Source organism: Selenomonas sp. oral taxon 137 str. F0430 (assembly GCF_000183625.1).
GTDB lineage: Bacteria > Bacillota > Negativicutes > Selenomonadales > Selenomonadaceae > Centipeda > Centipeda artemidis.
On sequence record NZ_AENV01000006.1, the window covers coordinates 163,363 to 186,881 of the forward strand.

Sequence of the window (23,519 nt, forward strand, 5' to 3'; positions counted from 1 at the left end):
TTATTCCTCCATCAATCGTTCCCATCGCGCATAACGCTCGGCAATCTCTCGTTCCTTCGTCGCATATTCCTCGGCAATCGCACCGCTCCGCACAGGATCTGCCTGCGTTTCAGGTCGATTCATCTCGTATTCCAGTCCTTTGAGCTCCGCCTCTGCCATGGCGATCTCCGCTTCCGCACGATCCGTAAGTTCCCTGCGTTTGGCGTCACTCATACGCGTCGGATACGATGCGTTTGATTTCGTAGCGGTACTCGCTTTTTCGGATTTTGCAACGGTCGGCGGCTGAACCGCCTTTTTTTCGTCCTTTTCCTCATCGGCGGATGCGGCTTCAGCCTCCGCTTCTTTCTTCATCAGATAGTAGCTATAGTTGCCTAGATACTCGGTAATTTTTCCGTTCGCGAGCTCTAGTGTGCAGTTGGCGACCTTATCGAGGAAGTAGCGGTCGTGCGAAACGGCGATGAACGTCCCCGGAAACGCCATCAGCGCTTCTTCCACCGCCTCGCGCGCGGGGATGTCGAGATGGTTGGTCGGCTCGTCCAGCACGAGGAAATTTGCTCCCGTCAGCATGAGCTTCAAAAATGCCACACGCGCCTGTTCTCCGCCGGAAAGCGCGCCGACGAGCCGCAGTACATCGTCGCCGCGGAACAAAAACGCGCCGAGATACCCGCGTGCATGTTCCTCGTCGATACCGAACGTGTAGCAGATTTCGTCCAATACCGTTTTCGCTGGATCAAGCCCCTCGTGCTGCTGAGAGAAATATCCGATTTTAACGCGGCTGCCAATTTTGATTCTGCCGCTTGCTTCCAGCTCTCCAATGAGGATTTGCAGGAGCGTCGTCTTCCCCGCGCCGTTTTCGCCGATGAGCGCAACGCCGTCTCCTTTGCGGATGAGGAGGGAGATGCGGTTCAATACGGGATGATTTTGATAGGAGAACGAAATATCCTCCATCTCCGCCACACGCTGCGCACATTCCGGCGGCGGACTGAACGCGAAGTAGTTGAACGCCGCGGCTGCAGGCGGCAGGACGATGCGTTCCAGACGGTTTAGTTGGCTTTGCCGTCCGCGCGCCTGTTTCGCCTTGATTCCAGCCTTATAGCGTCTAATGTATTCCTCCGTTTTTTTGATATGTGCCTGCTGCTTTTCATAAGCGCTTTGCAGCGCCGCGCGCCGCTCCGTCTTGACGCGCATAAAATGCGTATAATTACCCGTATATGCCATCACTTCCCTGTGATTAAGTTCGAGGATGCGCGTCGTCACGCGGTCGAGAAAATAACGATCATGCGATATGAGAAGCACGCCGCCGCGATAGTTCTGCAAAAACTTTTCCAGCCATTCGATCATGCCGATGTCGAGATGATTCGTCGGCTCGTCCAAAAACAGGAAATCCGGCTCCCGAAGGAGTGCCTTGGCAAGACAGATGCGCGTCGTCTGCCCGCCGGAAAAATAGCGGACGTTCTTTGTAAGATCCTCCTCGGAAAATCCCAGTCCAAACGCTACACGCCGGATGCGGCTCTCGAATTCATAACCGTCCAGCGCCTCAAACCGTGCGACGAGGTTTCCGTAGGCGCTCAGCTCTTCTTCCGTCGCTCCCGCTGCGATGTGCCGTTCCATCTCCTCTTTTTGTGCGCCGAGCGCAATAATGTCCGAAAACGCGCGCCGAAATTCCTCATACAGCGTGCCGTCCGCGAACTCTGCCTGCTGCTCCACATAGCCGACCGTATCCGCACGGTCGATGAGCACCTGCCCCGCATCGGACTCTTCACACCCGAGTAGGATGCGCATCAGCGTTGTTTTTCCTGATCCGTTCGCGCCGACCAGACCGACCTTGTCGCCGGGCATCACTTCGAAATTCACCTGTGAGAACAGCGTACGGATTCCGTATGATTTTTCAAGACCGATAACCTTTAGCCGTCCCATATTATTCTTCCATACGCCCCTTTTTCTTGGATGGATCTCCGCCGTAATCTTTCCCTATGATGACAATCGCCTGCCGGTCACCCGCGCCGTCCACCGGCATAATAACGCACGGAAACGGCATGCCGTAAAACAGATCAACATGCGCCTGCGCCGTCATAATCGCAGTCTTTGGACGATCCGAGGATCGTCCCGTCTCTACGCTTGAAATCTGAAATCCTTTCGCGCGCAGTACATCAGCAACCGCCGCCCCCGCACCGTCGATACCGCTAGAATTGATGACCATAACGGAAATATCGTTCTGCTTATCTTCCGTAGCAGATACTTTCGTTTCCTGCGTCTCTTTTGCCTCATTCTTCTGTGCTGATTTTTCCCGGTTTGATTTCTGCTCTGCCGCGCGGCGCGCTTCGATTTCACGATCACCTTCGGCAAGGAGTTCGTCGGAGGACGGAAGTACGTCCTTGCCCGATGGTTCCGTCATTATGCGTAAACGCTCCGGCATATCCGAACGGTACGCCGCAGCGTCAAGCGCTGCCTGCGCCCTCATATCCTCCGGAAAATCGAGTCCATTTTCTTCAAACAACGTTTTGCGCGTTTCCTCAATATCCGGAATCCAGTAGCTGACATCTCCTAGGTAAGCGGGCGTCCCCTCCACCGTCTGCATCTTCAGCCCTTCCGTGCCAACGTCTTGAAACCGCCTGACAGCCGTTATGAGCTGACGCGGCGACAAATCCGTCTCGACCGCATGTGTCAGCTCGTCCATCAGCGCGGCGAGCCGCGGGAACACCTGCGGCGAGATGAGCTGCGCGAAAAACGCACGCATAAATGCCTGCTGACGCGCGATGCGCCCAATGTCCCCCGTACCGTCCCGATAACGCACATATTGAATCGCATGAGCACCGTCCATATGCTGTAGTCCCGGATAGAGATCGATGACGAGCCCGCCGTTGTCATCCCACGGATCTTCATAATGCATCCGCTTTTCAACGTCGATATCGACGCCGCCAACGGCATCTACAATACGTTCAAACGCAGAAGTATCCACGAGAATATAATGCGTTACAGGTACGCCGAGCAGTGCACTGACCGACGAGAGTGTCAGCTCATGCCCACCATATGCGTAGGCATGATTGATCTTATCGTAACCGTAATTCCCCACCTTTATGCGTGTATCGCGCGGGATCGAGAGCAGAGACGCGTGTCCATGCGCTTCATCGATGGCAGCGAGCATCAGCGTATCACTGCGCCCTGCATCACCCTCCCTGCGGTCGACGCCCATCAATAAGACATATGACAATTGATCTTTTTCACCATATCGGAATACCGTCGTATCGCCCAGCGACTCCGAAAGATAATCCCCCCCCATATAATAAAGTGCACATACAACAACAAAGGAAAATGCGAATACAACACCCGCATATTTTATAAAAAGTATATGGTTTCCTTTTTCTTCTTGGTCGGTTGTATCAGATTTTTTCATAACGGCGTACGGCGTCCCTTCATCGCAAAGAAATTATGCTTCAGTATAGCAAAAACGGGCGTTCTATGCAAATTGCCCTCTTACATGAAAGGCACTTTACAAATGAGAGCAATTCATGTAAACTTATTATAAATATTAGTTTGATATACTTATTAAGTTATATGTGCGAATATAGATGCTCTAGGGAATGTCCGGTAAGAGCATTGTATCGATGGCACAAGGGTGAGGGAGAGAACTATGCTGCGACTTCCCATATCGAAACTTGAGGACGGCATGATTCTTGGGCAAAGTCTCTTTAATACTGCCGGCGGAAGCTATCTTGTCAAGGGACGACCTGTGACTATTGAATATATTCGTAAACTTCGGCAGCTTGGCATACAGACCGTGACTGTCACGTCGATGGATCCGCGCCACCGTGTCGCACCACCGCCGGACGTCATTGAGGAAAAGACACGTGTCAAGGCGATCAGTGCCGTTTATGATACCTTTCAATCGGTCACAGAAAACCGGACACTCGATGCCGCACCACTCGAAAAAGTTGCTGATGCCATTGTCTTTGATCTTTTCAATAATCGTGAAAACCTCGTGCAGTTGACTGATATTCGTATGCACGATGCATATACATTTGCGCACAGCGTCAATGTCGCTGTTCTCTCGGCAATGATGGGAATGCTCTGTCATCTGCCGAAAGAGGAGCTTTCTCTTATTACATTGGGGGGGCTGCTGCATGATCTTGGGAAAATCGATGTGGAGTACGAAATACTCAATAAGGATCGTAGTCTTACACAGACAGAATTCGAGATGATTCGACAGCATCCAAGTGCAGGTGCACGCCGCATCGTCAAGATGTATAATCTTCCAAAGACGAGTATTTTAGCGGCAATCGCAGGACAGCATCACGAGCATATCGACGGGACGGGTTATCCGCGCGGTATCAAGGGGGATGAGATTCACCGCTTTGCAAAGATAACGGCAATCGCTGATGTCTATGACGCATTAACAAGTGAACGCCCTTACAAAAAAGCATATATGCCAAATATCGCCTATAACATTATGCATAACATCAATAAAGGACAGTTTGACCAGAAACTGATTGATAAGTTCTTCAACAATGTAGCTCTCTATCCGGAAGGGGTCGTTCTAAAAACGACTTTTGGATTTGCCGTCGTGAAGGAGAGTCGATTCGGACGAACCAAGACGCCAATCATCATCCGATTCGCCGATACGAATGGAAAATTATTGAATGAACGCACGGAAATCGATCTTTCAGAAGTAGATCATGGAGCAGAATCCATTCAAGTCGTTCCAACGGGCAACGAACTCTATCATTTCATCCATGAGCTCGGCGTCGATCCCTCCTATTATTTAGAAGAGGCGCGTGCAAAGGATAAAGAGGCAGGAATCGTCTCCTCGGGCATAAAGGCTCCGCCGCGCATCAATTAATCAACTGCATAAAAATAAAATGAGCATACGAAAAGCCGGACAGCGATGATCCGGCGTTTTCATTTATTTTTTTCCACGCGAGGATGCGAGCAGCCATCTCCTCCACGGACGTGCATCCGGCGGTATCGTATCCCGCTGACGCAAGTTTTTTGCCGAGCGTCAGGATATGTGGCGCACGCAGCGACGTACGTTCCAGAAGTGCATCGTTGAGAAAGAGCTCTTGCGGCGCACCTGTACCAATCACCTGTCCCACTGCCAGCAACACAAGATGATCCGCCACGCGCAATATATCCTCCATACTATGAGAAACGAGGATGATGGTCATGCCCCGTTCACGATGCAGCATAGTGAGCAGGGACAGCAGCGATTCTCTGCCGCAGGGATCAAGCCCCGCCGCAGGCTCGTCCAGGATGAGATATCGGGGCGCGAGCGCCAGCACACCCGCGATGGCGGCACGCCGTTGCTCCCCGCCCGAGAGTGCAAATGGAGAGCGCGCTCTGTAACTTTCGTCAAGTCCCACGAGCCGCATCGCATCCTTAACGCGCGCATCAATCTCTTCCTCTGCGAGTCCTTGATTTTTAGGTCCAAACCTGATGTCTTCGTACACCGTCTCTTCAAAGAGCTGATGCTCCGGATATTGGAACACCATGCCGACGCGCAGACGCGCTGCTAACGCCGGCTTGCGCTCCTTGCCAAACGCACCGAACAGAGCCGTATCGTCAACAAACACGTTGCCCTTCGTCGGCGTGACGAGCCCCCCCATGATCTGCATCAGTGTGGACTTGCCCGCGCCCGTCTCCCCCGCAATCGCCGTAAAGGAGCCGTCGGGGATGGTCAGTGAGAGCTCATGGAGCGCTGTATGCGAGAGCGGCGTATCCTCCATATAGGTATAGGAAACGGATTCTACTCGGATAGACAACGGATCAGCTCCTCATCTCGTAATATCCCATGCGGGAGGTTGATCCCGCCGCAGCGCAGGCGCCCCGCGAGCTCCGCCGCGAGCGGAACGTCCAGACCGAGCGATCGTACGCGCTGCGGATCGTCAAACACTTCCTGCGGGGTTCCGTCCATCACGATCTGCCCCGCGTTCATCAGTACAATACGGTCGGCAGCAACAGCTTCCTCCATGAAATGTGTGATGTAGACGATGGTCATTCCGTATCGTTCGTGCAGCATCCGTACCGCATCCAGGACTTCCGCACGCCCCCTCGGATCAAGCATCGCCGTCGGCTCATCGAGCACCAATACGCGTGTCTGCATCGCGAGCGCCCCCGCAATCGCAACGCGCTGCTTTTGCCCGCCCGAGAGCAGGTGCGGCGCATCCTGCCGCCGCGCCTCCATCCCGACGAGCGAGAGAGCTTCGCTTACACGCCTGCGGATTTCCTCGGGCGGAACACCGAGATTCTCAGGGCCAAAGGCAACGTCGTCCTCGACAGTTGCCGCAACGAGCTGATTGTCCGGATTTTGAAATACCATACTGACATCCCGGCGAATATCGATGCACAAATTTGGATCGCGCGTATCTCGTCCCCCAATATAACACACCCCCTCCGTCGGGAGAAGCAGCGCGTTCAGATGACGCGCAAGCGTTGATTTTCCGGATCCGTTCGCCCCGAGTACCGCGACAAATTCTCCTGACTTTATGGACAGCGAGACGTCGCTGAGTGCGTGGTGCGCCTCGTTCTCTCCTCTCATATAGGTATGCGTCACATGTTCGAGGCGGATCAATGTCTCATCCTTCATCGTATCAATTCCCAGCACAACTTTTTACCCTGTATATATATGGTATATGTTTTATCTAGCTTTTGGTTTTTCTTTCAGGCGCACATGGAACGTCGTGCCTTCGTTCACAGCACTTTCGAGAGAAATTTCTCCGTGATGCGCCTCCACAATACCGCGTGCGATCGCAAGCCCCAGTCCATTCCCGCCCATGCGGCGCGAGCGTGCCTTGTCCACGCGATAAAACCGGTCAAAGATGCGCTCCCGATGCTCCGGCTCGATGCCGATACCGTTGTCAGCAACGGTGAGGTGTATCTCCCCTTTCTCCGCCATGAGCGATACCTTGATCTTTCCATGTTCCTGCGTATACTTTACCGCGTTGTCCACAAGAATGAGGATGAGCTGGCGTATCTTTTGCTCGTCTGCATAGATCTCCAATTTCTTCGGCAGAACTTCCTCGATGACAATGTCCTTCTTCTCTGCAAAGGGGTGCATGATGCGCACTGTCTGACGGGCAGCGGATACGATGTCCATATGCGAGATTTTGAGCTGATTCGCCTTTCCGTCCGTTCGCGCGACCGTGAGGAGATCGCCGACGAGCTTCGTCATTTTCTTCACCTCGTCGCGCACGTCCTCGATGACTTGCTTGAGGAACGGTGAGGTAATGGACGTATCACTGCGCAGGAGATCGGCAGACGCGAGCACGACCGCGAGCGGCGTGCGCAGCTCATGGGAGGCATCGGCGGCAAATTGACGCTGGCGTTCATACGCCTCTCGGACAGGTTTCATCGCACCGCCCGAGAGCACATAGCCAATGCCCGCGGCAAAGGTGAGCGCGATGACACCGAGCACAGCGAGCGCCGAAGTTGCCTTCTCCATTCCGTTATACATCGCCGTCACGTCCTTGCCGACGAACACGGTTTGCGGTGGGAGCGGCGGGGCAAGCACTGCCTTTGCCGTCATCATCACCTTCGTCCGGTTGCCTCGCTCGTCCGTCTTCGTAAATACGCGTACCTCTCCCTCGGGCGCGTTCCACGCCCCGACAATATCGAGAATGAAGGACTCAATGCGATAGGAAGCGCGTGAGAATTTAATCAGACGCCCCTGATCGTTAAAGACGTAGTAAAACAGGCGATCGTTCGTACTGCGGTACAGATGCGCCTCATCAGCGTCGCCCTCTGCATGGAGCTCCGCATAGATCTGCGATTCCGCGATGCCGTTGCTCGTCTCGAGCAGTTCACGCGCCTGCTCCGAAGTAATCGCCCACTCCATCGTTTTATGCATGGCAAAGAGGAGGACAATGACCAGCCCTCCCATCACAAGCGCGTAGCGAAGCATGAGCCGCAGGCGGCTACGGCCAAAGACATTCTGCTCGCTCAATGCGGCGCCTCTAGTTTATAACCGACGCCGCGTATCGTCTTGATTGCCTCGCCCTCGCTCGCCGCATCGAGTTTTTTGCGCAGCATTTTCATATAGGAGTCGATATTATTGGAGCTGACATCGGACTCCAGCCCCCAAATACGATCCAATATGATGTCGCGCGGCACGACGATGCCGATATTCTGCGCCAACAGGTCAAAGAGCTGGAACTCGCGCGGAGAGAGCTGAATTATCTTTCCGTTTTTTTCAAGGATATTGGCAGTGCGGTTGAGACGGAATCCGCCGATCTCGTCCACCTCGTGCTGGATCTTCTGCGTCGACCGTCGCCCAAGTGCGCGCAGACGTGCAAGAAGCTCTGAGAACTCGAACGGCTTCACGAGATAGTCGTCCGCACCCGCATCCAGTCCCGTTACGCGATCCTCTACGGAGTCGCGCGCCGTCAGCATGAGAATGGCACGGTCATAGCCGCTCTTGCGCAGACGCGCACACGCGTCCACACCATTTTCGCCGGGCATCATCCAATCAAGGATGAGAATATCGTACTCCGTATACGTTGCGTACTCATAAATATCGTCCCCGTTTGTGACCCATTCTACCGTAATGTCGTTTTGTTCCAACATATATTGGATCAACTTTCCGAGACGCAGATCGTCTTCGGCAAGCAGCACCCGCATAATATCATCCTCCGGCATATATCAAACATTATGTATACCGCAACTAAAGTATACGGAAACGATGTGAAAGATAGCTGAAAATCCTATACCGCACGGTGCTCCGGGGCGATCATGGAGAAAAACACGAGAGCCCCGAGCGCATACAACGTGACCATGATGATTGCCATCGGCAGTGCCGTATGATCTCCTGCGATGCCGACCACGGGCATCATACAGGCGCCGAGGAGCATTGAGGAACAGCCGATGAGCGCGGATGCGCTCCCCGCGTTCTTCCCCTGCCGTGAGAGCGCGAGGGAAAAGCTCGCGGCGCCCATCACCGAAAGCGGAACGACTGTCAGGAAGAGCAGCAACACGATCACGAGCAGCGGCGCGGTAAAATAAAATCCCGTCAAAAGCAGAATACTGCCAAGGAGTGGGACAAGCACCGCATATTTCAGCAGACGCACGTCCGGCACGCGTCCCGCAAGACGCGCGGGCAGGACGCCCGTGACGAGAAGCCCCAGTCCAATAGCCCCAAAGATCAAGCTGTACGCTTGTGGCGATACCGCGTAGATATTTTGAAAGATAAAGGATGAGCCCGCAAGATAGCAGAAGAACGCGCCGAATACGAAACACTGCACGAGACAATGCCCTAAGAAGTAACGATTTTTGAGAAGTATCGGAAATTTCTTCAGCGAGTCCGTCACATTGCTGCTGCGCGCCTCTTTCGCCAGCGTCTCACTGTAAGCGAGCGTCGCGGCGGCAAGCCCCACGCCGATGAGTGTCAGCAAGACGAACGTCGCGCGCCACGATGCAAAGAGCAGGATCTGCCCACCGATAATAGGCGCCAAGATTGGGGCGAGACCGTTGACCATCATGAGTACGGCGAAGAACCGCGTGAGCTCCGCGCCCTCGCACACGTCCCGCGCAATCGCACGCGCGATCACGATGCCGCTTGCCCCCGCAAAATCCGCGAAAAAACGGAAGAACAGAAAATAATCGATGTCCTCGGCAAGGACGCAGCCGAGCGTTGCCCCGATAAAGACAAGCATCCCGATGAACAGCGGTTTTTTGCGTCCCCACAAATCACTGAGCGGTCCCGCGAGGATCTGCCCGAGCGCCATCCCGAGTGTCGTCATTGTGAGCGTCATCTGGATGAGAGACGTCGACACACCAAAGTCCGCCTGCACCTCCGGCAGTGCCGGCAGGTACATATCCGTCGAGAGCGGCGCGATCGCCGTCATGATTCCTAAAAACACAGTCAGCCAAAGGCGGCTGCGCCCGCGTAAAGCCATCGTATCCCCGCTTCCCCGTACGTTATCGCGCGCACGCATCCCCCGATATGTGCGCGTCCTTCTTTTTATATGACAACAAGCGGTCTTTGACTGTCTCCCATATCGCCGTTGCGATGACGATGCCCGCAGCGATGGAGACGGCATAGAGGAACGTCTTGATGCCCTGCATCCCGAATTTTCCCCAATCACCGGATACTGCATAGAACATCGTTCGGTAGAGCGCGCCGCCCGGCACCATCGCAATCACTCCGATGATGAGGAACACCGTCGCGGGACATTTATAGACCCGCGCCAATAGCTCCGCCGCGATCGTCGCAAAGACCGCACCCGCGAAGTACCCGGCAAATTCGTTCCAATCGAGCGCAACGAACAGCATGGTAAAGCCCCACGCACCCATGCATACGACTGCGCCCATCCCCGCGTCTTTGATATGCCCGTGAAAGAGCATATGGAAACAGAAGCCGCCGACGAGCGAGGTGAGCAGATAGACCCACCACAGCGTTTCGAACGCAATGATTGTGCCCGTCGCGCTGAATGCAAACCCCGCCGCGATGAGCAAGCTCAAAATAATCGCCTCCGCACTCTTGAGCAGCCCCGAGATCGTCTCCTGACTGAACATATCACGAATTGAGTTCATCAGCGCGAGCCCTGGAATCACGGGCATGATATTGCCCATATTGATGGCGGCAGGATGGATATCGAACCCGAACCATAGGAACGAATTGGCAAGCATCCCTCCGAGGAAGCTCAAGAGGACGAGCGAGCAGTATGCGTTCAGCTTCGTACGGCTCAGAGCGTATTGTATCAGGCGCAGGAGCGCCCCCACAAGCCCGGCGCAGACCGCATCCTCAAACCGCCCGCCGAAAAAAGCGGAAAAACTCGCCGCAATCATCGTCCAATAGAATACGGACGCCCATAGTGATGTCTGCTCCATCGTATCGATCGCACGGATGCGTTCCTTGATCTCATCCGACGTGCGCGGTTGCGCGCAGATCTCCCGCGAAAGCTGATTGAGCGCCTTGAGCCGCTGAAAATCAAAGTTCTGCGGCGGAACGCGCCGCATCTGCGTCAGGATGCCGATGTCCGCGCCGCGGATCGTCACGATGATGCTCGAGGTAATCACCATCACGTCGACATGACGCACACCGTAGGCACGGCATATGAAGTTGATCGTACGCTCTACGCGGCTCACCTCAGCCCCCGTGACGAGCATCCGCTGCCCGATGTCGATGGCACGCTCGAGAATATTGTTGATGTTGATGCGCTGCTTCTCATTTATCATAATGAGATAGTTATAACATGATTGCGCACGCTTGTCACCCCTTTCATATAAAAACAGCAGAGTAAAAGCTCTGCTGTTTTTATATGGGAACCGTAGCTTATTCAACCGTGACCGACTTCGCGAGATTGCGCGGCTTATCTACATCGCACCCGCGCGTGATAGCGGCATAGTAGGAAAGAAGCTGGAGTGGGATCACTGAGAGAATCGGCATGATGAACTCATCCGTTGCCGGCACATAGATCACATGATCCACATACTTTTTCAGCTCCGTATCGCCCTCGGCAGCGATGCCGATGACTATAGCGTCACGTGCCTTGACTTCTTTGATGTTGGAGAGCGTCTTTTCGTAGACGTTGCGCTGCGTCGCCAACGCGATCACGGGAACGCCCTCTACGATCAGCGCGAGTGTGCCGTGCTTGAGTTCCCCTGCCGCATATGCCTCCGCATGGATGTAGGAAATCTCCTTGAGCTTCAGCGCGCCCTCGAGCGAGACCGAGTAGTCCAGTCCGCGCCCGATATAGAACACATCCTCGTTAAACCCGTACTGCTTCGCAAACGTCTTAATCGGTTCCACATCGGAAAGAATCTCCGAGACCTGCGTCGGAATCTCGAGCAGTTGCGTAACGAGCTGCGCCGTGCGCGCGGGTGCGATAGCCCCCTTGATTTCAGCCATATAGAGCGCAAGCATAAAGAAGAGTACGAGCTGCGTCGTATACGCCTTCGTCGATGCGACTGCGATCTCGGGTCCCGCCCATGTATAGACCACCTGATCCGCCTCGCGCGCGATGGACGAACCGACGACATTCGTGATCGCAAGCGTCTTTGCCCCGCGCCGCTTCGACTCCTTCAGTGCAGCGAGCGTGTCGCTCGTCTCACCCGACTGCGAGACGACGACGAGCAGCGTCTTATCGTCCACGATCGGATCACGGTAGCGGAACTCCGAGGCGACATCGACCTCTACGAGGACACGCGCCAGCTTTTCAATATAGTATTTGCCGACAAGTCCCGCATGATACGCCGTTCCGCACGCAACAATGTAAATCTTATTGAACGAATTGAGGTAGGCCGCGTCCCACGCAAGTTCCTCGAACGAAATCGCCTTCTTATCGCTTGTAATGCGCTGACTCATCGTATCGCGCACAGCTTTGGGCTGCTCGTGGATCTCCTTGAGCATGAAATGCTCATAGCCGCCCTTCTCCGCCGCTTCCGCATTCCACGTCACTTCAAAGACTTTCTTTTGCACAGGTTCGCCCGCGCGATTCGTGACCTCGATGCTGTCCTTGCGGACAATCGCAAGCTCACCGTCACCGAGAATATAGGTGCGGCGCGTGCGCGAAATGATGGCGGGAATATCCGAGGCGATGAAGTTTTCCCCCTCACCGAGACCGATGATGAGAGGATTGTCCTGTTTCGTGCAAATGAGCATATCGGGATGCGCCTTGCTCATGAACGCGAGCGCATACGAGCCATCGATGCGGCGCAGTACCTCACGCACTGCCGCAACGAAATCACCCGCATACACCTCTTCAAGCAGGTGGACAACGACCTCCGTATCCGTCTCGGACTTGAACTCGTGTCCCTTCGCGATGAGTTCTTCCTTGAGGGACAGATAGTTCTCAATGATGCCGTTGTGGACAATCGCAAAATTTTTATGACAATCCGCATGGGGATGCGCGTTCACATCGGACGGCCGCCCGTGCGTCGCCCACCGCGTATGACCGATGCCGAGCGTGCCGACCGGGACGCGCCCCTTGATCTGCTCGCGCAGCGCCGCGAGACGCCCCACGCTCTTCTCAATGCGGATCTCACCGTCCTCATAGACCGCAATCCCCGCCGAATCATAGCCGCGATATTCCAGTTTGGACAGCCCGTCCAAAAGAAACTCCGCCGCCTGACGATTTCCGACATACCCGACAATTCCACACATAAAAATACCTCCCGATTGATAGAACATATAGAACATCTCTCAGGGATTCCGCTCCGTCTGCGGCTTTGTCCACGGAGTCGCCCCCATGATTTGACCGCAGACTCTCGACAGAGCGTGCCGGAAGGCATCCGCCGACGGATCGACAACCTTCTCCTCGTTTTCTGAAATATATTCCGTACCATTTCAGAACCGGCGCTAAGAACTTCGTTCTTTTCAATAAAAGAAATCCCTATGTATCCATGATACACAGGGACATTCTATCCGAAATAGCCGCAGAAGTCAATTGCAGGTTCCGGTATCTCCTAAACGTCGCGCGTAGTCTTTTTCTTTCGCGGATTGAACCGATTCATTGCCATATCCACCCCGTCTGTTACGATGTATTCGACCGCGGGTAGGAGATAGCCAATTGCTTCACCTACGAGAGAGGCATCATCGGTCGAGAAAGGCGCGAGGACATGATTGATGACCGTCCAACCTACGGGCGGGCGCCCGATGCCGATGCGTACGCGTGGGAATTCTTCTGTACCGACATGAGAAATGATTGATTTAATTCCGTTATGACCGCCCGATCCGCCCTTGGTTCGTATTCGCACTGCCCCCGCAGGAATATCCATATCGTCGTGAACAACGATGAGATCTTTCGTATCAATTTTATAATACGACAGCATCGGTCCGAGCGCTGAACCGCTGTCATTCATATAGGTCTGCGGCTTGACCAAGAAAACTTTCTCGCTGCCGATGCGCACCTCGGCGACGAGTGAGGAAAAGGCTTTTTTCCATGCGGATACGCCTAGCCGCTGCGCCAGTGCGTCCACGAGTATAAAGCCGACGTTGTGTTTCGTCTGCGTGTATTCCGCGCCGGGATTGCCGAGCCCCGCAATGATTTTCATCGGGCGCCCCCCTTAGGTCGGATCGCCGACCGCGAACAGATACGCGAGTACGACGACGCCGAGCGCAATCCGATACCAACCGAACGCCGTGAAATCATTCCGCTTGATGTAGCGCAGGAGGAAGCGAATGGAGAGAATGGACACGATAAACGCCGTCACCATTCCGACGGCAAGAATGACAAGTTCCGCCCCCGTATAATGAAAGCCAAATTTTACCAGCTTTAGAAAGCTCGCGCCGAACATCACAGGAATTGCGAGGAAGAACGTGAACTCCGTCGCCACATAGCGGCTCGCGCCGAACAGGATACCGCCGAGGATCGTCGCCCCCGACCGGCTTGTCCCCGGCACGAGAGAAAGCACCTGAAATACTCCGATGATAAATGCCGTGCGATAATCGAGCTGTGAAAGATTCTCGATGCGCGGCGTACGCACGCGATTCCAACGCTCGACAAGGATGAAGAGAACGCCGTATAAAATCAGCATAGACGCAACAACGGGAGCATTCATAAAATGCTCTTCCATATACTTATTCAGCGCAAGCCCGATCGCCCCTGCGGGAATGCAGGAAAAAATGACCTTTCCCCAAAGATCAAACGTCTCGCGCCGCTCCGCATTTGATTTTCGGCGCAGAAACGGGTTGAGCTTCCCTGCATTCAGCACGACGACGGCAAGAATGGCACCGAGCTGGATCACTACAAGGAACATATCCATGAAAGCCTTTGTCACATTTAGTTGGATGAACTCGTCCACGAGAATCATATGCCCCGTACTGGAGATGGGGAGCCACTCGGTCAGCCCTTCTACAATGCCAAGAATCACTGTCTTCAATAACTCCATCAGTGTTATTTCCAAAATGCTAAGCTCCCCTCAAATTTCAAATGGTAAAATCCCGCCCATTATATCACATTTCACGGTTTTCTGCATAATGAACCGCCGGAATTATAAATAATGTAAAAAAGACTGCCGAAGCAGTCTTTCATCAATTCTAATTTATGGTTTTAGACAAGCCCCTGTGCGAGCATCACGTCTGCGACCTGTGCGAACGCCGTAATGTTTGCACCGGCGACAAGATCGTCCGGATCGGCATAGAGTTCCGCATTCTTTTTCGAATTCTTATAGATATTCTCCATGATACCCTTCAGACGGCCGTCCACCTCTTCGAACGTCCATTGCAGACGCTCGGAATTCTGCGACATCTCGAGTGCCGAAACCGCAACACCGCCCGCATTTGCCGCCTTTGCTGGCGCAAAGAGTACATGATGCGTCTTAAAGTATGCAATCGCCTCGAGTGTCGAGGGCATATTTGCGCCTTCGCCGACCGCCTTCACGCCATTTTCCACAAGCAGCTTCGCAGAATCAAGATCGATCTCATCCTGCGTTGCGCACGGCAGAGCAACATCGCACGGAATCGACCAGACGCCGCGGCACCCCTCATGATATTCTGCATTTGGATGCGTCGTGATGTATTCCTTAATGCGGGCACGGCGCACTTCCTTGATGTCCTTGAGCGCTGCGAGGTCAATGCCGTTCGGGTCGTAAATATAGCCGCTCGAATCCGAGCAAGTGACTACTTTCGCGCCGTATTCCTGTGCCTTTTCAATCGCATAGGTCGCAACATTTCCGGCGCCGGAGACAACGACCGTCTTGCCCTTCAGATCAATGCCCTTTGCATCGAGCATATTCTTCACGAAGTAGAGAAGACCGTACCCGGTCGCCTCCGTACGCGTCAGGCTCCCCCAGAAATCGACACGTTTTCCGGTCAAAACGCCCGCATCATAGGAATCCCGAATACGCTTGTACTGACCAAAGAGGTAGCCGATCTCACGACCGCCGACGCCAATATCACCTGCGGGGACATCGACATTCAGTCCGATGTGGCGGTAGAGTTCCGTCATAAAGCTCTGGCAGAACTTCATCACCTCGTTGTCCGATTTGCCGTGCGGATCAAAGTCCGAGCCGCCTTTGCCACCGCCGATGGGAAGTCCCGTCAGCGCATTTTTGAACACCTGCTCAAACGCGAGGAATTTCAGAATATCAAGCGATACGCTCGGATGAAAGCGCAGTCCGCCCTTATAGGGTCCCATCGCGCTCGACATCTGCACACGATAGCCGCGGTTGACCTGAATCTCGCCCTTATCGTCCACCCAAGGCACGCGAACGATATGACGCGCTCCGGCTCGATCATACGCTCGAGGATCTTATGCGCCTTGTACTCCGGATGCTTTTCGAGGAGCGGCACAACCGAGGTCAGAACCTCTTCCACCGTGTTCTTGAAATGCGCCTGATCCGGGTCACGTTTGGATACGAGATCGAGAATATCGTTGACATACTGCTTCATGTTGGACATGATAAATCCCCCTTTTCATGTGGTTCGATTGACTCTGCAACGAACGTGACTGAGTATAGCACAGGGCGAAAAGCTTGTATAGAGATTCATTGCATGAATACAATATGCAAATAAAATACAAAAAGAGAGGCTCTGCCGGATGCAGATACCTCTCCCGGGGTTATAGATGATATGGTTCCCTGCGATTGATCTTAAAGACGCGATAGATCTGCTCCATCAGCATAAGCCGAATGAGCTGATGCGGCAGTGTAAATCGGGAAAATGAAAGCCGTAAATCGGCTGCGCGGCGTACTTTGTCAGAGAGTCCAAAGGGGCCTCCGATGAGAAAGACGATATGACTCCTCCCCGCGACACAGATCTGCTCAACATGCGCTGCTAGTTCTTCAGAGGAAAGTTCCGTGCCTCCGACGTCCAGTACGATAAGATATGCCCCTTGTGGGATCTGTGCACAGAGACGCATGCCTTCTCGGCGAAGCGTTTCCTGTTTCTCCGCCGCAGATGGAGTCTCCTTCATTCGTTCCTCAGTAATCTCAATCGTGCGGAGATCAACGTATGGACGCAGCCGCTTGGCATATTCGGCGATGCCGTCGTGCAGGTATTTCTCTTTGAGTTTCCCTGCGCATAGGACGGTGATCCGCATTTTATTTATCGTCCTGCGGCATCTCTTCGAGAACGACGTCGGCCTTATGTTTCGTATCGTTACGGTCATAGGTAATCGTTATCGTGTCACCGACCTGATACGAGGCAATTTTGTTGCGCAGATCGGCAACGCTGTTGATCTCCTCACCGTTAATCTCAAGGATGATATCACCGCGCTGGAATCCTGCTTTGCCGCAGGGACCGTCGAGTGTGAGTCGGAAAATGTAGACGCCCTTGTCGATGTTGAGCTGATAGCCGTAACGCTCTGCCGTCATAGGATCAAAGACGGACACGCCGAGATACGGACGCGCAACATAGCCTTTTTCGATCAGTTCATTGATGACTGTCTGCACCGTGTTGATGGGAATGGAGAAGCCCATCCCTTCGACTCCGCTTGCCGCTACCTTTGCACTGTTGATGCCAATGACTTCGCCGTCTGCGTTGACAAGTGCGCCGCCGGAGTTTCCGGGGCTGATGGCGGCATCGGTTTGGAGCAGCTTCACGCGTTTGTCGCTGATGTCAAGAGTACGGTTCAGTGCACTGATCACACCGGCGGTGACACTTCCTTGGAACTCAAGCCCCATCGGGTTGCCAATGGCAATGGCAGGTTCCCCCACAACAATATTGTCGGAGTTCCCAAAGACGGCGGTCGGCAAATCGTTCGCATCTACCTTGACGACAGCAAGATCTGTAAACTCATCCTTACCGATGAGCTTGCCTTTGAGACTGCGTCCATCCGAGAGAGAAACGATAATCTCCTTTGCACCACTGACAACATGGTTATTGGTGACAATATAGCCGTCTTTACGGAAAATGACGCCCGAGCCGACACCTTCGGTCTCTACGGGATTATTGAACCAATCTCGTGCAACCGCTTTGTTCGTAATCCCGACCACGGCGGGGCCAACTGCCTTTGCTGCACGCACGACAGGCGTATTCCGGGCCTCAGAGAGTCCAGAGGTATCTGCCGCCTGTATCGACTTCATTCCCCCGACACTGTTGTCGGCTGCCGTTCCCATGGAGCACCCGCCAAAGACAATGACGGACGCGGCGGCAAGCGCAGCTATGACTGCCACGCTCTTTCGGCGCCGCAAGACAGAACGGATATTCATAATAGCATCTCCTTTGTTATATAATCGTCGATACCCCGCCCTCCGGGAGACAGGCTTCGACATCAATCAGAACACCGTGGCCGGAGAGAATTTCCTGCACAGTATCATGTGCGAGTGCGGGGCGGTTGTTCTCCTCGGAGAGGTGCGCCAGATAGACTTTGCGCGGGCGCTTCTTCATGCGCATGAGCGCCCACGCCGCTTCGTTATTGGCAAGATGACCTCTGTCTGAGAGAATCCTTCGCTTGATCGTCCACGGATAGCTGCCGCGCCTGAGCATCTCGGGATCGTGATTCGCCTCGAGGACGAGCACGTCCGCGCCCTCGATCGCCGCCTGTACGCTGTCGGTCACGACGCCAAGATCCGTGGCAAGGGTAAAGCAGTAGGAGCCTTCGATGCGAAATCCGCAGGGGTCCGCGGCATCGTGAGAGGTCGCAAACGACTGAATGCGTACCCCGCCGATGGAAAAATCGCCCGTCACGACATGCATCTCATCGGCAAATGCCTCTCCTCCGTCGATATTCTCCAGCGTTCCCTGCGTAGCGAGAATAGGCAGGCGGTATTGCTTGGACAGTGTCTTGAGGCCGCGCACATGATCGATGTGTTCATGGGTGACAAGCACCGCATCGATCGACTGTAAATCGACGCCATGCCGGGCAAGCCCTTTCTTGATCCGCGCCGCCGAGATGCCGGCATCGACGAGCAGACGCGTCCCGTCGAGCTCGACGTACACGGAGTTTCCCTTGCTCCCGCTTGCCAGTATGGATACCTGCAATCTACCGACCCTCTCTCCTGCTCATGATATTCCGTTTGCCTGTAAAATGTCTGCAAAATTCATATGAGTAAATTTAGGACATGCTCTTGAGGTCGTCCCGCATCGCGGCGATGCGCGCCATAATTTCGTTCGAAAACGCATCCAGAGATTCTTTGCTCTTGCGGTCGCCTTGAAAGGAAATCGGCGCTCCGTACATGATGCGAAGCGCGGGGATTTTTCCGCCGTTCGCGAAAATTCGATGCGTGTTGAGGATCGCGACGGGTACGATGGGCGCGCCCGTCATTGCGGCAATCAGAGCGACGCCTGCCTCCGGCTTTTTGAGTTCGCCCGTCTTGCTGCGCGTGCCCTCGGGGAATAGTCCTAGGATGCGCTTTTCCTTGAGCACCTGAACGGCAGTTTTGATCGCGCCGCGATCCGACTCACCGCGTTTGACCGGAAACGCATGACAGCGGCGGATGATGCCGCCAAAAATGGGGTTCTCAAACAGTTCGATCTTTGCCATGTAGCTGACGGGGCGCTCGATGAGGCTTGCCATGAGCGGTGGATCGGCGTTGCTCGCATGGTTAGCCGCCAAGATGACCGCGCCTTCTGCGGGGATGTTCTCACGCCCATAGACCCGTGTTCGAAAAATGACATAAAAGATAAATCGAAAAAGATATTGGAAAAATCCGTATACCATATGCCCTCCTCGTCTATGCGCAGAGCGCAAGAATCCGAGCGGTCACTTCCTCGATCGACAGCCCGGTCGAATCTATGAGGATCGCGTCGTCGGCTTGACGCAGCGGGGAGATTTCGCGTTCGCTGTCCTGTTTGTCACGGGCGGCGATTTCTTTTTGCAGTTCGGCGAGGTCGACGTCGTATCCTTTTTCCTGCATCTCTTTATGGCGGCGGCGCGCCCGCTCCTCGACCGATGCGCTGAGGAACACCTTAACATCCGCGTTGGGAAGAACGTTCGTCGCGATGTCGCGTCCGTCCATGACGACCTTTCCGGCGCCTGCCATCGCGCGCTGGAGGTCAACCATCTTGGCACGCACGGGGGCGAGCGCCGCAACGCGCGAAACAATCCCCGTCACCTCGGGCGTGCGAATCTCCCCCGTCACGTCGGCGCCGTCAACGGTGACGCGCGTCCCGCCGTCCGTACAGGAAAGGCGCACGTCAATATCCGCAGCCGCCCGGAGGATCGCCGCGTCCGTAACCTCCTCGCCGCTGCGGAGCGTTTTCCATGCGACGGCGCGGTACATCGCGCCCGTGTCGATATAGATATAGCCGAGCTGCTCCGCCACGCGCTTAGCGACGGTGCTCTTCCCTGCCCCCGCAGGTCCGTCGATGGCAATAATACTTTTCATAGAACTTCCCTCCTATGCTCCGGCGAGCCGGTCTAACTGCTCAAAAAATGCCGGATACGAAATCTGAACGCTGTCCGGTTCCTCGATCTCCGCACCGTCCGCCGCCGCGCCAAGGACGGCAAGCGACATCGCCATGCGATGATCGCTGCGGCTGTGCACGCGTGCTTTGCAAATCGGACGTTTCCCCCGGATGATCAGTCCGTCCTCCAGCTCCTCGATGCTGCCGGGCGCTATTTTCCCAAACTCGTCCGCGATCGCACGCAGACGATCCGTCTCCTTGACGCGCAGTTCTCCCGCGCCGGTGATCACGGTATCGCCCTCGGCAAATAATGCCGCGGCGGCGAGAATGGGGATCTCGTCGACGAGACGCGGCATGATTTCCGCGCCGACTCGTACGCCGTGCAGCTCCGCCGTCTCCACAGAAATGTCGGCAAGGGCTTCGCCGCCGCTCGTACGCTCATTTTTCACCGCAATATGTGCGCCCATCTGCGCAAGCACGTCCAAAATACCGGTGCGCGTCAGGTTGATGCCCACATTTTTGAGGAGAAGCCGACTGCCCTTGATGATGCTCCCGCCGACAAGGAAATACGCCGCCGAACTGATGTCCCCCGGCACCGTGATTTCCTCGGGCGCTATGTAATCCTCCTCCCGCGTGACCGGATATACGCGTGCCGTGCATCCTTCGCGCTCTACGCGAACGCCGAATCCCGCGAGCATCCGCTCGGTATGATCCCGCGAGACGAACGGCTCCGTCACGGACGTGGGCGCATCCGTATACAGCCCCGCGAGGAGGATCGCGGATTTCACCTGCGCGCTGGCAACGGGACTGTCGTACGAAATGCCGCACAGTTTCTTTCCTGCGGGGACAATGCTGAGCGGCAGATTATTGTTGTCGTTCCTGCCGTAGATCTGCGCGCCCATTTGTCCGAGCGGCAAGAGGACGCGCCCCATCGGACGGCGCGAGAGCGACGCGTCTCCCGTAAACGTCAAGAAAAAGGGCTGCGGAGCGAGCAACCCCATCATCAGCCGCAGCGTCGTTCCCGAGTTCCCGGCATCAAGTACGGACGCAGGTTCGGAGAGTCCATGGAGGCCGCGCCCCGTCACAACGAGTTCGCCGTCCGCGGGAAACTCGACGCGGACGCCAAGCGCGCGCATGACGCCGACCGTCGACAGACAGTCCGCCGCATGGAGAAAATTCTTGATATGAACCGGCGTGCTTCCAAGACCCGCGAGCATCACACTGCGGTGCGAAATCGATTTATCGCCCGGAATCACAGGTTCTCCCCTCCATCCGTGGACGGCGGGGGCAATGATCTTCATCTCCGACATAGATTTCACTCGCTTTCCGTATCGTCGGCACTGTATTTCCCCGCGGCATAGCCCATGGAAAACGCCGCCTGCAAATTATAGCCGCCCGTGAAGCCGTCCACATCGACGACTTCCCCTGCAAAATAGAGCCCGCGCACGATTTTTGACGCCATCGTACGCGGATCGATCTCGCGCGTCTCTACACCGCCCGCCGTCACGATCGCCTCGGCGAGCGGGCGCGTCCCCGTGATCGTGAGTAGCAGTGCCTGCAATGTTTGCGCGAGCCGATTGCGTTCTTTTGCCGAAACCTGCCCCGTCGTACGTTCCGGGGAAATTTGCGCGGCACCGAGAACAATGTCGATGAGCCGCTTTGGCAGGAGATCGATCATGCCGTTGCGCACCTGCTTGCGCTCGTATTTGGAAAAATCGCGTTCGATGCGCGCATGCAGTACCTCATAGCTCAGGGCGGGCTTGAGATTCAAGTTCAGTGTCAGCGTATCCGCGCCCCCGTTCATCAGCTCTGCGGCACGTCTGCTGAGACGCAGGATGATCGGCCCCGTCACGCCAAAATGGGTGAACATCATCTCGCCGAACTCTTCCGCCTGTTTTTTCCCCGCACTGTAAAGAGCGGCACGGACGTTGCGCAGAGACAGCCCCTGCACGTCCCTCACCCATCCTTCCGCCGTACAAAGCGGCACGAGCGCAGGGAATATGGGGACGATATGATGCCCTGCATCCCGTGCCATCGCATAGCCGTCGCCCGTCGATCCCGTCAGCGGGTACGACGCGCCGCCGACCGCGAGGACGACGGCATCCGCCGCGACCGTATCGCCGCTCTCTAAACGAACGCCGAGAATCGCACCGTCTGTAACAACAAGCGCCCGCACGTGCGTATTCGTACGAAGCTCCACATGCAGATCGCGCAGACGGCGCATCATGGCATCCACCACGTCCACAGCACGATCGCTCTGAGGGAATACCCGATTGCCGCGCTCTGTCTTGAGCGGTACACCGACATTTTCGAAGAACGCCATGACCGCGGCGTTGTCAAACGCACGGATGACACTATTCAGAAAGCGACCATTGCCCGCAATGTTCTTGATAATGTCCGCTGGGTCATCCGCGCTTGTGACATTGCAGCGTCCTTTTCCCGTGATCATCATCTTGCGCCCGGCGCGCGGCATCTTCTCGAAGAGTAAAACGCTGCCCCCGTGCTCTGCCGCAGCGATCGCCGCCATCATGCCCGCGGGTCCCGCCCCCACGACGACAATCCGTTTCACCGCACATCACCTCCGGACAGTACCTTCAGCTCCCGAATCTCCTCTGCACTCAGCGGACGTGACGCACCACACGGGAGATCCTTCAGCGTGAGCATTGCAAACCGTACACGGCGCAGACGCAGCACGCGGCATCCGACGGCTGCAAACATGCGTCGCACCTGTCTGTTGCGTCCCTCATGGATAACGATTTCAACGGTCGTAACCGTGCTGTCTGCGGCAAAAATACGCACGCGTGCGGGCGCGGTGATACCGTCCTCCAAAAGAATACCGCCGCGCAGGTGCCTCAGTTTTTCAGGCGTCAACGCCCCCTCGATCTCCGCGCGGTATACCTTGTCAATCTCATACCGCGGATGCAGGAGCCCTTGCGTCATAGCACCGTCGTTCGTGATGAGCAGCAGTCCCTCCGTATCGGCATCAAGGCGCCCTACGGGGTAAAGGCGTGTAGAAGTATGAGGCAGGAGGTCGAGCACGGTCTTGCGTCCGCGGTCATCGCGTGCCGTGGAGAGATAGCCGACCGGCTTATTGAGCAGGAGATAGACGCGTTCCGTTTCTTTCTGCACAGGAATCCCGTCCACGGCAATTTCATGCAGCGCGGCGTCATATTTACGCCCGAGCCCCGTCACGCACACGCCATCTACAGTCACGCGCCCTGCGCGAATCATCTCCTCGGCGCTGCGTCGCGAAGCGATCCCCGCATTGGCGAGTATTTTTTGCAAACGCTCTTCCATCATT

General features: G+C 55.4%; 20 protein-coding genes and 1 pseudogene. 1 reads left to right on the forward strand and 20 read right to left on the reverse strand.

Annotated elements, in window-relative coordinates; genetic code table 11:
* Both HMPREF9162_RS04525 and HMPREF9162_RS04530 read right to left on the reverse strand, forming a co-directional pair.
* Window positions 1-1,917 carry an ABC-F family ATP-binding cassette domain-containing protein gene (locus tag HMPREF9162_RS04525; RefSeq protein WP_009438539.1) on the reverse strand — a complete coding sequence of 639 codons (1,917 nt, stop codon included), beginning with the start codon at window positions 1,915-1,917 and terminating at the stop codon, window positions 1-3.
* A gap of 1 nt (window position 1,918) precedes the next feature.
* Window positions 1,919-3,394, reverse strand: a complete 1,476-nt coding sequence (locus HMPREF9162_RS04530) for an LCP family protein (RefSeq protein ID WP_009438450.1) — start codon at window positions 3,392-3,394, stop codon at window positions 1,919-1,921.
* A gap of 237 nt (window positions 3,395-3,631) precedes the next feature.
* Here HMPREF9162_RS04530 and HMPREF9162_RS04535 point away from each other — a divergent pair, with 237 nt between their 5' ends.
* Entirely contained in the window at window positions 3,632-4,837 is a 1,206-nt protein-coding gene (locus HMPREF9162_RS04535; protein ID WP_009438336.1) for an HD-GYP domain-containing protein, read from the forward strand.
* On the opposite strand, the gene HMPREF9162_RS04540 is transcribed toward HMPREF9162_RS04535, so the two are convergent.
* From HMPREF9162_RS04540 to HMPREF9162_RS04625, 18 genes and pseudogenes are all read right to left on the reverse strand, one after another.
* Window positions 4,830-5,756 (reverse strand): energy-coupling factor transporter ATPase, encoded by a 927-nt coding sequence (locus HMPREF9162_RS04540; RefSeq protein WP_009438522.1) that lies wholly within the window; start codon window positions 5,754-5,756, stop codon window positions 4,830-4,832. The genes HMPREF9162_RS04535 and HMPREF9162_RS04540 overlap by 8 nt on opposite strands.
* Entirely contained in the window at window positions 5,741-6,580 is an 840-nt protein-coding gene (locus HMPREF9162_RS04545) for an energy-coupling factor transporter ATPase (protein ID WP_009438383.1), read from the reverse strand. Before HMPREF9162_RS04545 ends, HMPREF9162_RS04540 begins: the two co-directional genes overlap by 16 nt.
* Window positions 6,581-6,631: 51 nt before the next feature.
* Window positions 6,632-7,936 (reverse strand): cell wall metabolism sensor histidine kinase WalK, encoded by a 1,305-nt coding sequence (locus HMPREF9162_RS04550; protein ID WP_009438549.1) that lies wholly within the window; start codon window positions 7,934-7,936, stop codon window positions 6,632-6,634.
* On the reverse strand, window positions 7,933-8,610 hold the full coding sequence (locus tag HMPREF9162_RS04555) for a response regulator transcription factor (protein ID WP_009438394.1): 678 nt from the start codon (window positions 8,608-8,610) through the stop codon (window positions 7,933-7,935). The genes HMPREF9162_RS04550 and HMPREF9162_RS04555 overlap by 4 nt, the downstream gene beginning before the upstream one ends.
* An 83-nt stretch (window positions 8,611-8,693) precedes the next feature.
* On the reverse strand, window positions 8,694-9,884 hold the full coding sequence (locus HMPREF9162_RS04560; RefSeq protein ID WP_009438488.1) for a multidrug effflux MFS transporter: 1,191 nt from the start codon (window positions 9,882-9,884) through the stop codon (window positions 8,694-8,696).
* 22 nt (window positions 9,885-9,906) lie between these two features.
* Window positions 9,907-11,166, reverse strand: a complete 1,260-nt coding sequence (locus tag HMPREF9162_RS04565; RefSeq protein WP_009438528.1) for a threonine/serine exporter ThrE family protein — start codon at window positions 11,164-11,166, stop codon at window positions 9,907-9,909.
* Between the two features lie 97 nt (window positions 11,167-11,263).
* Complete coding sequence (gene glmS, locus HMPREF9162_RS04570; RefSeq protein WP_009438519.1) at window positions 11,264-13,093, reverse strand: glutamine--fructose-6-phosphate transaminase (isomerizing); 1,830 nt, start codon at window positions 13,091-13,093, stop codon at window positions 11,264-11,266.
* A 302-nt stretch (window positions 13,094-13,395) separates the two neighbouring features.
* Window positions 13,396-13,983: an aminoacyl-tRNA hydrolase gene (gene pth, locus HMPREF9162_RS04575; RefSeq protein WP_009438476.1), complete on the reverse strand. Its 588-nt coding sequence runs from the start codon at window positions 13,981-13,983 to the stop codon at window positions 13,396-13,398.
* Window positions 13,984-13,995: 12 nt separating this feature from the next.
* The gene (locus HMPREF9162_RS04580) at window positions 13,996-14,820 is read right to left on the reverse strand and encodes an undecaprenyl-diphosphate phosphatase (protein ID WP_037350212.1); all 825 of its coding nucleotides are present in this window, start codon (window positions 14,818-14,820) and stop codon (window positions 13,996-13,998) included.
* Between the two features lie 161 nt (window positions 14,821-14,981).
* Window positions 14,982-16,330: pseudogene (gdhA, locus tag HMPREF9162_RS04585) on the reverse strand (NADP-specific glutamate dehydrogenase).
* 160 nt (window positions 16,331-16,490) lie between these two features.
* Window positions 16,491-16,970 (reverse strand): 23S rRNA (pseudouridine(1915)-N(3))-methyltransferase RlmH, encoded by a 480-nt coding sequence (gene rlmH, locus HMPREF9162_RS04590; protein WP_009438575.1) that lies wholly within the window; start codon window positions 16,968-16,970, stop codon window positions 16,491-16,493.
* A gap of 1 nt (window position 16,971) precedes the next feature.
* Window positions 16,972-18,081, reverse strand: a complete 1,110-nt coding sequence (locus HMPREF9162_RS04595) for a S1C family serine protease (protein WP_009348810.1) — start codon at window positions 18,079-18,081, stop codon at window positions 16,972-16,974.
* Window positions 18,082-18,097: 16 nt separating this feature from the next.
* Window positions 18,098-18,853: an MBL fold metallo-hydrolase gene (locus HMPREF9162_RS04600; RefSeq protein WP_009438565.1), complete on the reverse strand. Its 756-nt coding sequence runs from the start codon at window positions 18,851-18,853 to the stop codon at window positions 18,098-18,100.
* 73 nt (window positions 18,854-18,926) lie between these two features.
* Window positions 18,927-19,532 (reverse strand): 1-acyl-sn-glycerol-3-phosphate acyltransferase, encoded by a 606-nt coding sequence (locus tag HMPREF9162_RS04605; protein ID WP_009348813.1) that lies wholly within the window; start codon window positions 19,530-19,532, stop codon window positions 18,927-18,929.
* A 13-nt stretch (window positions 19,533-19,545) separates the two neighbouring features.
* Complete coding sequence (gene cmk / locus HMPREF9162_RS04610) at window positions 19,546-20,199, reverse strand: (d)CMP kinase (RefSeq protein ID WP_009348815.1); 654 nt, start codon at window positions 20,197-20,199, stop codon at window positions 19,546-19,548.
* A 12-nt stretch (window positions 20,200-20,211) separates the two neighbouring features.
* On the reverse strand, window positions 20,212-21,528 hold the full coding sequence (aroA, locus tag HMPREF9162_RS04615) for a 3-phosphoshikimate 1-carboxyvinyltransferase (protein WP_009438533.1): 1,317 nt from the start codon (window positions 21,526-21,528) through the stop codon (window positions 20,212-20,214).
* Window positions 21,529-21,533: 5 nt separating this feature from the next.
* Window positions 21,534-22,787, reverse strand: coding sequence for an NAD(P)/FAD-dependent oxidoreductase (locus HMPREF9162_RS04620; RefSeq protein WP_009438424.1), 1,254 nt, complete (start codon window positions 22,785-22,787; stop codon window positions 21,534-21,536).
* Window positions 22,784-23,518, reverse strand: coding sequence for a pseudouridine synthase (locus tag HMPREF9162_RS04625; RefSeq protein ID WP_139057080.1), 735 nt, complete (start codon window positions 23,516-23,518; stop codon window positions 22,784-22,786). Before HMPREF9162_RS04625 ends, HMPREF9162_RS04620 begins: the two co-directional genes overlap by 4 nt.
* Window position 23,519: the final 1 nt, after the last annotated feature.

Coding starts and splice junctions, on each gene's coding strand:
- HMPREF9162_RS04525 (WP_009438539.1), bottom strand. CDS start 1,917: ATGGGACGGCTAAAGGTTATCGGTCTTGAAAAATCATACGGAATCCGT.
- HMPREF9162_RS04530 (WP_009438450.1), bottom strand. CDS start 3,394: ATGAAAAAATCTGATACAACCGACCAAGAAGAAAAAGGAAACCATATA.
- HMPREF9162_RS04535 (WP_009438336.1), top strand. CDS start 3,632: ATGCTGCGACTTCCCATATCGAAACTTGAGGACGGCATGATTCTTGGG.
- HMPREF9162_RS04545 (WP_009438383.1), bottom strand. CDS start 6,580: ATGAAGGATGAGACATTGATCCGCCTCGAACATGTGACGCATACCTAT.
- HMPREF9162_RS04555 (WP_009438394.1), bottom strand. CDS start 8,610: ATGCGGGTGCTGCTTGCCGAAGACGATCTGCGTCTCGGAAAGTTGATC.
- HMPREF9162_RS04560 (WP_009438488.1), bottom strand. CDS start 9,884: ATGGCTTTACGCGGGCGCAGCCGCCTTTGGCTGACTGTGTTTTTAGGA.
- HMPREF9162_RS04565 (WP_009438528.1), bottom strand. CDS start 11,166: ATGATAAATGAGAAGCAGCGCATCAACATCAACAATATTCTCGAGCGT.
- glmS (WP_009438519.1), bottom strand. CDS start 13,093: ATGTGTGGAATTGTCGGGTATGTCGGAAATCGTCAGGCGGCGGAGTTT.
- pth (WP_009438476.1), bottom strand. CDS start 13,983: ATGAAAATCATTGCGGGGCTCGGCAATCCCGGCGCGGAATACACGCAG.
- HMPREF9162_RS04580 (WP_037350212.1), bottom strand. CDS start 14,820: ATGGAGTTATTGAAGACAGTGATTCTTGGCATTGTAGAAGGGCTGACC.
- rlmH (WP_009438575.1), bottom strand. CDS start 16,970: ATGCGGATCACCGTCCTATGCGCAGGGAAACTCAAAGAGAAATACCTG.
- HMPREF9162_RS04595 (WP_009348810.1), bottom strand. CDS start 18,081: ATGAATATCCGTTCTGTCTTGCGGCGCCGAAAGAGCGTGGCAGTCATA.
- HMPREF9162_RS04605 (WP_009348813.1), bottom strand. CDS start 19,532: ATGGTATACGGATTTTTCCAATATCTTTTTCGATTTATCTTTTATGTC.
- cmk (WP_009348815.1), bottom strand. CDS start 20,199: ATGAAAAGTATTATTGCCATCGACGGACCTGCGGGGGCAGGGAAGAGC.
- aroA (WP_009438533.1), bottom strand. CDS start 21,528: ATGTCGGAGATGAAGATCATTGCCCCCGCCGTCCACGGATGGAGGGGA.
- HMPREF9162_RS04625 (WP_139057080.1), bottom strand. CDS start 23,518: ATGATGGAAGAGCGTTTGCAAAAAATACTCGCCAATGCGGGGATCGCT.